The following is a 14,836-nucleotide window of genomic DNA, read 5'->3' as shown; positions in this document are numbered from 1 at the left end:
GACTCGGCGCTCTTTCGTGACCGTCGCACAGGCTGATGAGGGTATGGCGGGCGGCAGCTGCACGGAGCGGTGACCGGGCCTGGGGCCGCGGTCACCGCTCGTCGGTCCGGTCCGCTGACCAGACCGAATCACAGGCGGGGGTCGACGGGCTCGGTTTCCAGGGCCAGGACGGCGAAGACGGCTTCGTGGACGCGCCAGAGGGGCTCGCCGGTGGTGAAGCGGTCCAAGGCTTCCAGGCCCAGGGCGTATTCACGCAGAGCCAGGGAGCGTTTGGCGCCCAGGCCGCGCTGGCGGAGGCGGTGCAGGTTGGCCGGGCGTAGGTATTCCGGGCCGTAGATGATCCGGAGGTATTCCGGGCCACGGCATTTCACGCCCGGCTGGACCGGGCGGGCGCTGCGGGTGGCGGCGCCCGCGACCAGGGAGTCGAGGGGTTTCACGACCATACCCTCGCCGCCCGCGGCGGTCATATCGGTCCACCAGGTGGTCGCCGCGGCCTCGCTGTCCGGATCGGTGAGGTCGACCAGGCGGCGGTCGGTGCGGGTGAACAGGTCCGGGTCGGAGGTGACCAGGCGGTCGATGCGTTCCAGGTGCCAGTTGTGTTCGCGGACGGCGTAGTTCGCGCCCTGGGCGGCCAGCAGTTGGAACGGGGCCAGGCGGATGCCGTCCAGGCCGTCGGTGGGCCAGCAGTAGCGGCCGTAGGCGGCGGTGAAGGCCGCGGCGTCGGCGTGGCGGGCCGCGGTGTGGTCGGCGAGTTCGGTGACGTCCAGGCCGCGTTCGGCTACGGCGGCCAGTACCTGCGAGGTGGCGTCGAGCGAGGCGCGGGCGGCCGCGCCGACAGCGGCGTACTGGTTGCGCAGCAGGCCCATGGCCTTGGCCGACCAGGGCATGAGCTCGGTGTCGAACAGCAGCCAGTCGGTGCCGAGTTCCTCGAAGAGACCGGCCTTTTCGGCGGCGGCGCGGACGCGGGACAGCAAGGTCTCGGTCTGGGCGGTGTCGTCGAAGAAGGGGCGGCCGGTGCGGGTGTAGAGCGCGCCGGTGCTGCCGTCCTCGATGCCGAAGCGGGTGCGCGCGGCCTCGGCCGAGCGGGCGAGCACCACGATGGCGCGCGAGCCCATGTGCTTCTCCTCGCACACCACGGTCGTCACCCCCTCGGCGCGGTAGTACTCGAAGGCCTGCGCGGGGTGCTCGAGATAGCCGTCCAGTGCCGAGGTGGCACACGGCGACATGGTGGGCGGCAGGTAGATCAGCCAGCGCGGGTCGGTGGCGAAGCGACTCATGACCTCGAGCGCCGCGGCGGCCGAATCCTCCTGGACGCCGACCCGGCCGAGATGGCGGGTTTCCACCACGCGGCGGCCGATGACATCCTCGAGGTCGAGGACGCCCGGATCGCGCTGCGGTGCGGCGGACTGCAACGGGCGCGCGGGCTCGTACCAGACCTGTTCGGCCGGAACGGAAACCGGTTCCTTCTCCGGATAGCGCAGGGCGGTGAGCTTGCCGCCGAACACCACGCCGGTGTCCAGGCACAGCGTGTTGTTCACCCAGGACAGCTCGGCCATGGGCGTGTGGCCGTAGAGCACCAGGGCGCGGCCGCGATAGTCGTCGGCCCAGGGGTAGCGCACCGGCAGGCCGTATTCGTCGGTCTCCCCGGTGGTTTCGCCGTACATGGCGAAGGACCGCACCCGCCCGGAGGCGCGCCCGTGGTACTCCTCCTTGAGACCGGCGTGCGCGACCACGAGCTTGCCGCCGTCGAGCACGTAGTGGCTGACCAGGCCGCGCATGAACTCGTGGGCGGTCTTGCGGAAGTCGGCGTCTTCGAGTTCCAGCTGCGCGAGGGATTCGGCCAGCCCGTGGGCCACCTTCACCTTGCGGCCGTCCAGGGCGCGCACCAGCTTGAACTCGTGATTTCCGGTGACGCACAAGGTGTTTCCGGATGCCACCATGCCCATGACCAGACGCAGCACGCCCGGGGTGTCGGGACCGCGATCGACCAGATCGCCGACGAACACCGCGGTCCGGCCATCCGGATGCCGGGCGTCCACCGGCCGCCCCGCACCGTCGCGGCTGAGCGCGTACCCGAGTTCACCCAGCAGCGTCTCCAGTTCGGACCGGCAGCCGTGCACATCGCCGATCACATCGAACGGCCCGGTGAGCTCGCGCTTGTCGTTCCACAGCCGCTCGTCCACGATGGTCGCCGCATCGATCTCCTCGACCCCGCGCAGCACGTGTACCTTCCGGAAACCCTCGCGCTCCAGGAATTTCAGACTGCGCCGCAAATCCCGCTGCTGCCGGGGGATCACGTGCGGACCCAGATCGGCCCGATCGGGACGATTCGCATTGCGCTCCACACACACCCGGTCCGGCACATCCAGCACGATGGCCACCGGCAGCACGTCATGGTCGCGCGTCAGCTCGATGAGCGCCTGCCGCGCCTTCGGCTGCACATTGGTGGCATCCACGACCGTGCGCAGCCCGCGCCGCAATCGCACCCCCGCAATGTGATGCAGCAGCGCGAACGCCTCCGGCGTCGCCGCCTGATCGTTCTCGTCATCGCTCACGATCCCGCGGCACGCATCCGAGGACACGATGGCCGTCGACCGGAAATGCTTGCGCGCGAACGTCGACTTCCCCGACCCGGTGCTGTCGACCAGCACCACCAGCGACAACTCCGGAACCAACAACTCGGCCATTACGCCACCCCCTTCTCCGCGCCGCTCACCGTCTTGGTGAACACGGCCATCTGCGTGGACGCCCCGAGCTCGGCATGCACCGGCCCGACCGGCTCGAAGCGCACCGCGTACCCGAACTTCTCACAGACCGATTCCGCCCACCGGGTGAACTCCGCACGGCTCCACTCGAACCGGTGATCCGCATGCCGGAACGCACCCGGCGTCATGCCCTCGTAGAGCGAGTTGTACTCCCCGTTCGGCGTCGTCACGATCACCGCTCCGGGGGCCGCCGCCCCGAACACCGCATGCCCGAGCGCCCGCAATCGCGGCTCGTCCACGTGCTCGATCACCTCCACGAGCACCGCCGCGTCATACCAGCGCAGCGACGCATCGGTATACGTCAGCGCCCCCTGCCGGACGGTGACCCGCCGCGCCTGCCACTCCGGCAATCGCCGCAGTCGCCGTTTCGCGATATGCAGCGACCGCATCGACACATCAACGCCCACGATCTCGGTAAAGCTGCTCTCCGCCACCAACTCCCGCAGCAGCGCTCCTTCGCCACACCCGAGGTCCAGCACCCGGTTCGCACCCACCTCACGCAGCGCCCGCAGCACAGCCGCACGGCGCAGCACCGCCAGCGACGGCGCGCGCTCACCCGACCCGGGCTCGGCGCCAGCCGGTGCGCCATGTGTCTCCGAGTCGAGGCCGCTGCCCATCGCCTCACCGCCGGTCCGCCGCCCGGCCTCCTCGCCCTGTACCGGAGTGGCAACGGCTGCGGGCTGTTTCGCGTCGGTGGCCAGCAGTGCCGCGTCGGAGGCGCTCGGCAGGTCATCGGTCTGCTCCAGGGCGTCGTCGTCGACGATGCCCAATTCCTCCGGCTCCGCGTCATCCAGCTCGGCCAGCCGGGCCAGGGCGGCCTGGACCAGGGAATGGCGGCGCGCCAGGTAGCGGCGTGCGATCCAGGCGCGCTCGGGGTGTACGGCGAGCCAGCCTTCGCCGAAGCGCAGGAGTTTGTCGATCTCGGCGGTGTCGAGCCAATAGTGTTTGCTGCCGTCGAGGACGGGGAGCAGCACGTAGAGGTGCGAGAGGGCCTCGGACAGGCGCATGACGCCCGTGAGTTCCAAACGGACGTAATGGGATTCGCCCCAGTCGGGGAATGCCGGATCCAGGGGCAGGGGAGTGGCGGTGACCGTCCAGCCGAGCGGTTCGAAGATCTTCACCACCTGTTCCGGCCCGCCCTTGCACGGCACGGCGGGCAGTTCGATGCGCAGCGGCAAGGCGGTTTCGGCGAGTTCCGGGCGCGCGTTGCAACGCCCGTGCAGCGCGGTGCCGAAGACGGTCGAGATGGCCACCGACAGCAGCGACGAGGCGGCGTAGGGACGGTCGTTCACATACTGGCCGAGGCTGAATTCCGGTGCGCTCTTGGGCTTTCCGCGCACCAGCCGGACCGGGTCGATCGCCAGCAGCAGGGCCGCGGTGCAGCGCTCGTCCCCGGCCTCGGGGTAGAGCACCCGCGCCGTGCCGTAGGACTGCTCGAATCCCTGTATCCGCGCGGGGTTCTTGTGCAGCAGAAACCCCAGATCGGAGGCCACCCAGGCGGCCCCCTCCGGACGGGTACAGGTGATCGTCAACAGCATCAGCCCAGATTCACGGCATCGGCCCAGCACCGCAACCCAATTCCCAACCTCGCACCCCGACACGTGTAGGTTCGGCGCGGTGCCGCACCCTGCGGCAGTCCGGGACTCGGTGAGGAGCGGGAATGCGCTTGGCAGGCACAATCGGCACGATCGCGGCGGCAGCGCTGGTACTGGCGGGCTGCGGCGGCGGTGACGACACCTCGGCGTCGGACACCACCACCTCGGCCAGGACCACGACCTCGGCCGCCGCCCAGAGCAAGGGCCGCGAGTGCACCGCCGAGGACATCAAGGTCGACGGCGGCTTCGGCGAGAACCCGAAGATCACCATTCCGGACGACTGCGATCCGCCCAAGCAGCTCATCGTCAAGGATCTGGTCGCGGGCAGCGGGCCGGGCGCGGCGGCCGGGCAGCAGCTGACCATGAACTACAGCCTGGTCACCTGGTCGGACAAGAAGAAGCTGGACAGCTCGTTCGACCGCGGTAAGCCCTTCCCGCTGAAGCTGGGCGCGGGCCAGGTCATCGAGGGCTGGGATCAGGGCCTGATCGGCGTCCAGGAGGGTGCGCGGCGACTGCTGATCGTGCCGCCGGACCTCGGCTACGGCGCGGGCGGCAATGGCATCAAGCCGAACGAGACGCTGGTCTTCGTCACCGACGCCGTCAAGGTCGGTTAGCTGGATCTCCGGACCGTCCGGCCGGATCCGTAAGCGCTGTACCAGGGCGGCTGAGCAGTGCGTCAGCCGCCGCGTTCCCCACTGCCATGACCGGTTACCGGTGTCCGCAACCCGTCAACTAACCTGGTCGGGATGCGTTAGGGGGGAACTAGCCGTCAACCATGAACTACGAACAAGGAGCATGTCCGTGAAGAGCACCGTCGAGCAGCTGAGCCCGACCCGGGTCCGGATTAACGTCGAGGTGCCCTTCGAGGAGCTGAAGCCGGACTTCGACAAGGCCTACAAGGCGCTTGCGCAGCAGGTTCGGATTCCGGGCTTCCGTCCGGGCAAGGCCCCGGCCAAGCTCCTCGAGGCCCGCCTGGGTCGCGGCGCCGTGCTGGAGCAGGTCGTCAACGACGTGCTGCCCAAGCGCTACAGCGAGGCCGTCATCGCCACCGAGGTGAAGGTCCTGGGCCAGCCGGAGATCGAGATCACCAAGATCGAGGACGGCCAGGAGCTGGCCTTCACCGCCGAGGTCGACATCCGCCCCGACGTCACCCTGCCCGCCTTCGGCGATATCAAGGTGACCGTCGACCCGATCGAGATCACCGATGCCGATATCGAGGAGCAGCTGACCTCGCTGCGGCAGCGCTTCGGCACCCTGACCGCCGTCGAGCGCGCCATCGAGAACGGCGACTTCGTCTCCATCGACCTGTCGGCCACCGTCGACGGCGTCGAGGTCGAAGAGGCCTCCACCACCGGCCTGTCCCACGAGGTCGGCTCCGGCCAGCTCATCGAGGGCCTGGACGAGACCCTGATCGGCCTGAAGGCGGAGGAGTCCAAGGACTTCACCTCCAAGCTGGTCGCGGGCGAGCACGCGGGCAAGGAAGCCGTCATCACCGTGACCGTGCAGTCGGTCAAGGAGCGCGAGCTGCCCGAGGCCGATGACGAGTTCGCCCAGCTGGCAAGCGAATTCGACACTATCGACGAGCTGAAGACCGATCTGAAGTCGCGCGTCGAGCGCGTCAAGAAGGTCGAGCAGGCCGGTCAGATCCGCGACAAGGTGCTCGAGGCCCTGCTCGAGACCGTCGAGATCCCGCTGCCGGAGAAGGTCGTGCAGGCCGAGGTCGACGCCGTCAAGCACGACGCCGTCAAGCACGACGCCGTCCACGGTTTCGATCACGACGAGGCCAAGCTGGCCGAGGCTCTCGAGGCCCAGGGCTCCTCGCTGGAGGAGTTCAACAAGGACACCCAGGAGTCGGCCGAGAAGTTGGTCAAGACCCAGCTGCTGCTCGACGCCGTCGCCGAGCAGGAGAACACTCAGGTCGGCCAGGACGAGCTGTACGAGCGGATCATCTTCCAGGCGCAGCGCTACGGCATGTCGCCCGATCAGTTCATCCAGCAGATCCAGCAGGCCGGTCAGTTGGGCGCCGTCTTCGCCGATGTGCGTCGCGGTAAGGCCCTCGCCGGTGTGGTCGTCCAGGCCGCCGTCACCGACACCGCGGGCAATGCCGTCGACACCGCGGAAATGTTCGGCAACCCGGCCGCGGAGGCCGAAGAGGTTTCCGCCGAGGAGCTCGCCGAGGTCGCCGATACCGCCGAGGCCGAGGCCAAGTAAGTTTGCGCTGTGAGCGAAGCAGGGCGGTACCGGGAGTTCGGTGCCGCCCTGTTTCGTTAGGGTTTGTGTCAGCGAATCAGTAGGGGCTTGGTGGGACCGAGCCGGTGAGAGAGGGCAGGTATCCGTGACAATCAATCAGGCAGGGGTGCGCATGGCATCCGAGACTGCTGGTCTGAACCTCGGTGACTCGGTCTACGAGCGCCTGTTGCGCAACCGGATCATCTTCCTGGGCAGCCAGGTCGACGACGACATCGCCAATAAGCTGTGCGCGCAGATTCTCCTGCTGACGGCCGAGGATCCGACCAAGGACATCGCGCTCTACATCAACTCCCCGGGCGGTTCGGTGACCGCGGGCATGGCCATCTACGACACCATGCAGTTCGCCGAGTGCGATATCGCGACCTACGGCATGGGCCTGGCCGCGTCCATGGGTCAGTTCCTGCTCGCCGCGGGTACCAAGGGCAAGCGCTACGCGCTGCCGCACTCGCGGATCATGATGCACCAGCCGTCCGCCGGTATCGGCGGCTCCGCGGCCGATATCGCCATCCAGGCCGAGCAGTTCGCCTACACCAAGCGCGAACTGAACGAACTCCAGGCGCTGCACACCGGCCAGTCCGTGGAGCAGGTCACCCAGGACGCCGACCGCGACCGCTGGTTCACCCCGACGGAAGCGCTCGAGTACGGGTTCATCGACCACGTGATCACGCACGCGCGCCAGGCCAACGGCGCCAACTGATCACGCCCATCCACCAGACTTTTTGGAGACGCACATGTCGAACCTGATCGACCCGCGGTCCGCGGGCATCACCTTCGCCGCAGCCGGGTCGGCCGCCCAGATGCCGCAGTCGCGGTACATCCTGCCCTCGTTCATCGAGCACTCCAGCTTCGGTGTCAAGGAGTCCAACCCGTACAACAAGCTGTTCGAGGAGCGCATCATCTTCCTCGGCGCGACGGTGGACGACACCTCGGCCAATGACATCATGGCGCAGCTGCTGGTGCTGGAGTCGCTTGATCCCGACCGTGACATCACCATGTACATCAACTCGCCCGGTGGCTCGTTCACCGCGCTGATGGCCATCTACGACACCATGCAGTACGTGCGCGCCGATGTCGCGACCGTCTGCCTGGGTCAGGCCGCTTCCGCCGCCGCCGTGCTGCTGGCCGCGGGCGCCCCCGGCAAGCGCGCCTGCCTGCCCAACGCCCGCGTGCTGATCCATCAGCCGTCCACCTCGGGTGGTATCCAGGGCCAGGTCTCCGACCTCGAGATCCAGGCCGCGGAAATCGAGCGCATGCGTCGTCTCATGGAGACCACGCTGGCTCGCCACACCGGTAAAGATGCGGACACGATCCGCAAGGACACCGATCGCGACAAGATCCTCACCGCCGATGAGGCGAAGGAATACGGGATCATCGATACGGTATTCGAGTACCGCAAGCTCAGCGCCCAGAAGTGAGGGCTACGGGTGGCGGGGCGGGTCCGTCCTCGCCACCCGGGCAGGGGTGAGGCCACACACATGTCCGGTGAGAAACGTGCCCAAGTTGTCGACCTCGGTCGCGGGAAGCGGGTACGGTCACTCTAGGGACCTTTGCTCGTGGTTGTCGGCTCTGCCTTTTGGAAACACAGCCCTGTGGTGAAAATTGGCCACATCGCCGGATCCGCTCACAGGGGGTCACGGCTTACGCTCGAAGAAGGCACTTCGCCGACAACCGGGGACAGACGGTTGCACGCGGACAAGGAAGTAGGGACCCAGGAGATGGCGCGCATCGGTGATGGCGGCGATCTGCTCAAGTGCTCGTTCTGCGGAAAGAGCCAGAAGCAGGTCAAGAAGCTCATTGCGGGACCGGGGGTGTACATCTGCGACGAGTGCATCGATCTGTGCAACGAGATCATCGAGGAGGAGCTCGCCGAATCGAGCGAGGTCAAACTCGACGAGTTGCCCAAGCCCGCGGAAATCCGCGATTTTCTCGAGCAGTACGTGATCGGGCAGGATGCCGCGAAGCGCACGCTCGCCGTGGCTGTGTACAACCACTACAAGCGAATTCAGGCCGGTGACAAGGGCCGCGATTCCCGTGGCGAAGCCGTCGAGTTGATGAAGTCCAACATCCTCATGCTCGGCCCCACCGGTTGCGGTAAGACCTATCTGGCGCAGACGCTGGCCAAGATGCTGAACGTGCCGTTCGCCATTGCCGACGCCACCGCGCTCACCGAGGCCGGATATGTCGGCGAGGATGTCGAGAACATTCTGCTGAAGCTCATCCAGGCCGCCGATTACGACGTCAAGCGCGCCGAGACCGGCATCATCTACATCGACGAGGTCGACAAGATCGCCCGCAAGTCGGAGAACCCGTCCATCACCAGAGACGTCTCCGGTGAGGGCGTGCAGCAGGCGCTGCTGAAGATCCTGGAAGGCACGCAGGCGTCGGTGCCCCCGCAGGGCGGCCGCAAGCATCCGCATCAGGAATTCATCCAGATCGATACGACGAACGTCCTGTTCATCGTCGCCGGTGCGTTCGCCGGGCTGGAGAAGATCGTGCAGGATCGAGTCGGCAAGCGCGGCATCGGTTTCGGCGCGGAGGTCCGCTCCAAGGTCGAGATCGACACCGCCGATCACTTCGCCGATGTCATGCCCGAGGATCTGATCAAGTTCGGTCTGATTCCGGAGTTCATCGGCCGCCTCCCCATCGTCGCCTCGGTCACCAACCTGGACAAGGAATCCCTGGTCCGCATTCTGGCCGAGCCGAAGAACGCGCTGGTGAAGCAGTACGTGCGCCTGTTCGAAATGGACGGCGTGGATCTGGAATTCACCCAGGACGCCCTGGAAGCCGTTGCCGATCAGGCCATCCTGCGCGGTACCGGAGCCCGCGGCCTGCGCGCCATCATGGAGGAGGTCCTCCTCCCGGTCATGTACGACATCCCCAGCCGCGATGACGTGGCCAAGGTCGTCGTCACCGAGGACACGGTCAATAACAACGTCCTCCCGACCATCGTGCCGCGCAAGCGCCAGTCCGGCCCGGAGCGTCGCGAGAAGTCGGCGTAGTCCACAAGCCTCACGAACAACGGCCCCGCGAGAAATCGCGGGGCCGTTGCCGTTTCGGCCTGCGCCGGACGGTGTGTCGCCGCCCGGGCGTCGGCGAGGGAGCAGTGCCACGCCCGGCTGCCCGTCAAGGATGTCCGCGCGCGACGGCTGTCGCCTCACTGGCGCTGGAACAGGGTGACCAGTTCGCGGCGTGAGGTGATGCCGAGTTTGGGGTAGGCATTCGACAGGTGGTAGCCGACGGTGCGAGGGCTCAGGAACAGCTGTGCGCCGATGTCCTTGTTGGACAGGCCGGTTGCCGCCAACTGGGCGGTCTGTAGTTCCTTTGGGGTGAGGCGGCTCAGGACGTCCACGGGGGCGGCGGTGGCGCGGGTTTCGCCGGTGGCGCGGAGTTCGCCCTCGGCGCGTTCGGCCCAGGGTGTCGCGCCCAGGCGGGCGAAGGTTTCCGCGGCGGTGCGCAGATGCGGGCGGGCCTCGGCGCGGCGCTGGTGGCGGCGCAGCCATTCGCCGTAGAGGAGTTCGGTGCGGGCGCGGTCGAAAACGAAGTCGGCTTCGGTGTTGTGCAGGCGCAGAGCCTCGGCGAAATATGTTTCGGCGCTGTCGTCCTGGCTCAGGAGGGCACGGCAGCGGTGTGAGACGGCCTGCACCCACGGCCGGTCGATATGGGCGGCCCAGATGCGATACCACTCGAAGGGCTCGCGCGCCTCGGCGAGCCGATCGGTGCGGTGGGCAGCCTCGACCAGGTCCGGGATGCTCACCATGGCGCCGCTGCGATTGGCTCCGGACAGGACGGCGGTGACCCGGTCCACGGTGGCGTCCGGGCGGCCGACACCCAGATCCAGCAGGCTCAGGGCGTTTCTGGCGTGCACATTGCCCGGAGCGATATCGCGGGCGAGGGGTTCGGCGGTGAATTCCAGGCACGCCGCTTCGTCGCCCTGGATCGCGGCCAGGAGCGCGAGGGTGGTGGATTGGTAGATGTGGGTGGCCCGGTAGCCGGTATCGGCGGCGAGCCGGAGGCCCTCCGTGGCGGCCGTACGGGCCGCGGTGAGTAGGCCCAGCAGCAGATCCGTGCGGGCCTGGATCATGAGGGCGCGGGTGAGCACCCCGATCGCTCCGGTGCTCCGGCAGTCCTCGGCGAGCGCGGCCGAAAGATCCCGGGCTGCGGGAATATCGGCGATCAGCAGATGCCAGAACGCCACGGTCGCCCGCTCCCGCAACTGATCGGGCGCGATATCGCTCATGAAGAATTGGAGCGCCGCGATCGACCGCCGGAAGTCGGCGTCCGCCCCGGGGTTGAGCCCCGCCACCAGATCCGCCATGGCCTGCAACCGATCGGCCCCGGGCAGCCCCGTCCGCTCGGCGCGGGCCGCGAGCTGCGCCACGGCGGTCAGGTCGCCCGCACTCCATGCCGCGTCCGCCGCATCGAACAACAGTCGACCCGCCAGCCCCGGATCGGCCGCCGCGACGAAAGTGGCCGCGGTACTGAGCATCTGGTAAGCGGCCTGCGGCCGATCCTGCTCCACCGCGATATCGGCCTGCAACCGCGACAGCTCCGCCAGCGCAACCGGCGCCGCGATCAGCGCCGCCGCCCATTCCGCGAGTTCGGTTGCGGCGCCGAGATTCCCGGCATCGACCGCGGCCCGCGCGGCCGCCGCCAGCCGCCGCCCCCGCGCCGCCGCATCCGGCGTGAGATCGGCCGCCCGCCGATACGCGGCCGTCACCTCGGCAAACCCGCCCCGCGCCGCGGCCCTCCGCCCCGCCTCCTCCAGTTCGGCAGCCACCACCTCATCGGGCGCATCCGCCGCAGCAGCCAAATGCCAAGCCCGCCGATCCACATGCTCGGCCGCCACCAATCGCGCCGCCAGCACCCCATGCGCCTCCCGCCGCCGCCCAGCCCCGGCACTTTCGTAAGCCGCAGCCCGAATCAACGGATGCGAGAACACGATCCGCCCATCCCGCACCCGAACCAACTCCGCGTGCTCAGCGGTCTCCATCGCCGCGCGAGCCGCCGTCCAATCCAGCGCCGCACCCTCGTCCTCGCCGCGCGCCACCGACAATGCGGCGTCTCCGGCACTCGTCCGGAGCACGCCGGAGTGGGCAGCGTCCTCGGCAGCAGCGGCGACATGTTCTGCGTGCGGCGCACCGAGCTGGGCGGTGGCGGAGAGGATCACCGTGGGGTCGGCGGTGTCGTCGGCGGCGGCGATGAGCAGGAAATCCTGTGTGGCGCTGGGTAAAGCGCGGATGCGGTCGGTGAAGGCGCGCTGGATGCGGTGTGGCGTAGGCGTGGCGCGGCTGAACGGGGAGGCGTACATCTGTTCGGCGCGACGCAGGGTGGGGAGTACTTGGAGCGCAAGGGGATTGCCGTTGGATTCGTGCAGCAGCCAGTGGGCGGTGGCGGGTGGCAGTGCGCCGCCCTGCTCGCCGAGCAGGGCCGCGGCGGCCTGGTCGTCGAGGCCGCGCAGCACCAGTTGGGTGCCGGGCAGGTCGTGCAGTTCGGGCAGATGGTCGCCGCGGATGGCGAAGACGAGCGCGATGGGCTCGGCGTCGAGACGGCGCGCCACGAACAGCAGGGTGTCGAGAGTGGCGCGGTCGAGCCACTGGGCATCGTCGATCAGGCACAGCAGCGGAGCTTGTTCGGCCACTTGGGCGAGCAGCGTCAGTGCGGCCACGCCCACCAGGAACGGGTTGGGTAGTTCGGTTCCGCCCGAGTCGAGTGCGGCGCGTAAGGCAACGGCCTGCTGCTCGGGCAGGACCTCCATCCCATCACGGGCTCGGGACAGCAGCGCATGCAATCCGGCGAAAGGCAGTGCGCTCTCGGCTTCGGTTCCGGTGACCCGCAGCAGCCGGTGCCCGGTCGCCGTCTCGGCCGCATGCTCCAGCAGCCTGGACTTCCCGATCCCCGCCTCACCCCGGATGACCAGCGTGGCCGCCTGTCCCGCGACGGACCGCCCTAGCAACTCTGCGACGAGGGCGGTCTCGTCGCCACGACCGAACAACACGGTTAGCGACTTTAATCAAACCCCGGGCGCGGCGGTCAGCCGCCCGAATCCGGGGGCCCGGCCGAATCGGGGAGCGAGGTAGGCGGGACTCAGTGGGTGTATTGGCGGGCGGCGCGGCCTTCGCGGAGGGTGTGGGCCCACCAGGTGAGTTGGTCCAGCATGGTTTTGGCGGCGATGGCGCTGTCCGGGTCGGTGGCGTTGCCGTCGGTGTCGAAGCGGTCCCAGTCGATGTGGAAGCTGACGGTGTCGCGGACGGTGACGGCGTGGAGTTCGGCGAAGACCTGGCGGAGGTGTTCGACGGCGCGCAGGCCGCCCGCCATGCCGCCGTAGGAGACGAAGCCGATGGGCTTGAGACGCCATTCCTCGTAGTGCCAGTCGATGAGGGTTTTGAGGGAGGCCGGGTAGCTGTGGTTGTACTCGGGGGTGACCACGACAACGGCGTCGGCGGCGGCCAGGCGCTCGCGCAGGGGGTGCAGGGCGGGGTCCGGATCGGAGCCGAGCACGGCGGGCAGGGGGTGGTCGGCCACATCGATGACGTCGAGGTCGAAGCCGTCGTGTTCGGTGGCGCGGGCGGTGAACCAGTTGGCGACGGTCGGGCCGAAGCGTCCTTCGCGGGTGCTGGCGACAATGACGGCCAGGCGCAGCGGGGTGGTGGACATCGGGATCTCCTCGGTACGGCGGAACTCTTGCTGCCCGATTCCTAGCATCTAGCTCATGAAAACGACCTACGCTCCGGTCCCGGCGGTGACGAAGACCGCCCGCCCCGCGCCCTCCGCCAATGCCATCGCGGGTGTCGTGATCGCGGCGGGGCTCATGTCCGTGCTCGACACCACCGTGGTCAATGTGGCGCTGAACCAGTTGGCGACCAGCTTCGGCGTGCCGCTGTCCACCATTGCCTGGGTGTCCACCGCCTATCTGCTGGCCCTGGCCACCGTCATTCCACTCACCGCCTGGGCCATGGGGCGATTCGGGGCCAAGCGCACCTTCCTGACCGCGATCATCCTGTTCACGCTCGGCTCGCTGCTGGCCGGGCTGGCCTGGAATGCGCCGTCGCTCATTGCCTTCCGCGTGCTGCAGGGTCTCGGCGGCGGCCTGCTCATGCCCGTCGGCATGAGTATGGTGATGCGCGCCGCCGACCCGAAGCACATGGGTCGCACCACCGCGCTGCTCGGCATCCCGGTGCTCGTCGGCCCGCTGGCCGGACCCATTCTGGGTGGCTGGCTGGTCGACAATGCCGGTTGGCGCTGGGCCTTCTTCATCAATCTGCCGGTCGCCGTGGTCGCCCTGGTCGGTGCGGTGCGGGTGCTGGCCGATGAACCGCCGCAGCCCGGCCGCCGCCTGGACCTGCCCGGCCTGCTCATGCTGTCCCCGGGTTTGGCCCTGCTCATCTACGGTGTCGCCACCGGCGGCGAACACGCCGACTTCACCCGGCCGTCCATCCTGCTGCCCACCCTGGCGGGCTTGGCGCTGGTGATCGCCTTCGTGCTGCGCGCGCTGCGCACCGAGAACCCGCTGCTCGATCTGAACCTGTTCCGCCACAGTGCCTTCCGTTCGGCCGCCGTCACCCTGACGCTGTTCAACGGCGCGTACTTCGGCTCCATGCTGCTGGGTCCGCTGTACTGGCAGCTGGTCCGCGGCACCACCGCCACCGAGGCCGGTCTGCTGGGCATCCCGCAGGTGCTGGCCACAGGGATCACCATGCAGGTCGCGGGCCGATTGATCGACAAGATCCCGCCCGGCCGGATCGTGCTCGGCGGAATCTCGCTGGCGGCCCTCGGTTTCGGCTTGCTGACCACGCAGATCCATGCGGACAGCCCCTACTGGGCGGTCTCGCTGGCGGGCGCGGTCATGGGTGTGGGCGTCGGCTCGACCATCATGCCGACCATGACCACCGCGGCGCGAAACCTGCCCAAGGACGAGATGCCCGCCGCCAATACCACCCTCAGCATTGTCTCGCAGGTCGCCAGCTCGGTGGACGTCGCGACCTTCTCGGTCCTGCTGACCACCGCCATGACCCGTGAGATCCCCGGCGCGACACTGGGTTCGGTGGCCCGCACCGTCGAGCGCTCCGCCATTGCCGAACCTCTCGCGGATGCCTTCCGCGGCACCTACGGCTGGGCCGTGCTGGCTCTCGTCCCGGCGCTGTTCCTGCCCCGCAAGGCCGTCGGCTGAGCGCCGCCCGCGCCGCCACGACGGGCGCGAGCAGCACCGACAGCACCGCGAGATATCGC

At 68.5% G+C, this 14,836-nt stretch carries 10 protein-coding genes; 6 read left to right on the top strand and 4 right to left on the bottom strand.

Going from position 1 to position 14,836, the window contains the following annotated elements:
* Window positions 1–128 precede the first annotated feature (128 nt).
* Entirely contained in the window at window positions 129–2,687 is a 2,559-nt protein-coding gene (locus NC4_RS16680) for a polynucleotide kinase-phosphatase (protein WP_067538901.1), read from the bottom strand.
* Window positions 2,687–4,303, bottom strand: coding sequence for a 3' terminal RNA ribose 2'-O-methyltransferase Hen1 (locus tag NC4_RS16675; RefSeq protein ID WP_067538898.1), 1,617 nt, complete (start codon window positions 4,301–4,303; stop codon window positions 2,687–2,689). The genes NC4_RS16680 and NC4_RS16675 overlap by 1 nt, the downstream gene beginning before the upstream one ends.
* A 122-nt stretch (window positions 4,304–4,425) precedes the next feature.
* On the opposite strand from NC4_RS16675, the gene NC4_RS16670 reads away from it, so the two are divergent.
* The 5 genes from NC4_RS16670 to clpX all read left to right on the top strand — a co-directional run bounded on the left by NC4_RS16670 (window position 4,426) and on the right by clpX (window position 9,609).
* The gene (locus NC4_RS16670; protein WP_067538895.1) at window positions 4,426–4,974 is read left to right on the top strand and encodes an FKBP-type peptidyl-prolyl cis-trans isomerase; all 549 of its coding nucleotides are present in this window, start codon (window positions 4,426–4,428) and stop codon (window positions 4,972–4,974) included.
* Between the two features lie 187 nt (window positions 4,975–5,161).
* Window positions 5,162–6,571, top strand: coding sequence for a trigger factor (gene tig, locus NC4_RS16665; protein ID WP_067539836.1), 1,410 nt, complete (start codon window positions 5,162–5,164; stop codon window positions 6,569–6,571).
* A gap of 151 nt (window positions 6,572–6,722) precedes the next feature.
* Complete coding sequence (locus NC4_RS16660; RefSeq protein ID WP_067538893.1) at window positions 6,723–7,307, top strand: ATP-dependent Clp protease proteolytic subunit; 585 nt, start codon at window positions 6,723–6,725, stop codon at window positions 7,305–7,307.
* 100 nt (window positions 7,308–7,407) lie between these two features.
* Window positions 7,408–8,025, top strand: a complete 618-nt coding sequence (locus tag NC4_RS16655; protein WP_174566860.1) for an ATP-dependent Clp protease proteolytic subunit — start codon at window positions 7,408–7,410, stop codon at window positions 8,023–8,025.
* A 300-nt stretch (window positions 8,026–8,325) separates the two neighbouring features.
* Complete coding sequence (gene clpX / locus NC4_RS16650; RefSeq protein WP_067539833.1) at window positions 8,326–9,609, top strand: ATP-dependent Clp protease ATP-binding subunit ClpX; 1,284 nt, start codon at window positions 8,326–8,328, stop codon at window positions 9,607–9,609.
* A gap of 155 nt (window positions 9,610–9,764) precedes the next feature.
* Here the strand turns inward: clpX and NC4_RS16645 are convergent, their stop codons facing one another.
* Together NC4_RS16645 and NC4_RS16640 are read right to left on the bottom strand one after the other, a co-directional pair.
* The gene (locus NC4_RS16645) at window positions 9,765–12,605 is read right to left on the bottom strand and encodes a helix-turn-helix transcriptional regulator (RefSeq protein ID WP_067538889.1); all 2,841 of its coding nucleotides are present in this window, start codon (window positions 12,603–12,605) and stop codon (window positions 9,765–9,767) included.
* Between the two features lie 89 nt (window positions 12,606–12,694).
* Window positions 12,695–13,264, bottom strand: coding sequence for an NADPH-dependent FMN reductase (locus tag NC4_RS16640; protein WP_067539830.1), 570 nt, complete (start codon window positions 13,262–13,264; stop codon window positions 12,695–12,697).
* Between the two features lie 55 nt (window positions 13,265–13,319).
* Here NC4_RS16640 and NC4_RS16635 point away from each other — a divergent pair, with 55 nt between their 5' ends.
* The gene (locus NC4_RS16635; protein ID WP_067538884.1) at window positions 13,320–14,777 is read left to right on the top strand and encodes a DHA2 family efflux MFS transporter permease subunit; all 1,458 of its coding nucleotides are present in this window, start codon (window positions 13,320–13,322) and stop codon (window positions 14,775–14,777) included.
* Window positions 14,778–14,836 lie beyond the last annotated feature (59 nt).

It is taken from the genome of Nocardia crassostreae (genome assembly GCF_001613405.1).
GTDB classification, from domain to species: domain Bacteria; phylum Actinomycetota; class Actinomycetes; order Mycobacteriales; family Mycobacteriaceae; genus Nocardia; species Nocardia crassostreae.
Note: the sequence above shows the minus strand (reverse complement) of the source record. Positions and strands in the feature narration are given on the sequence as shown.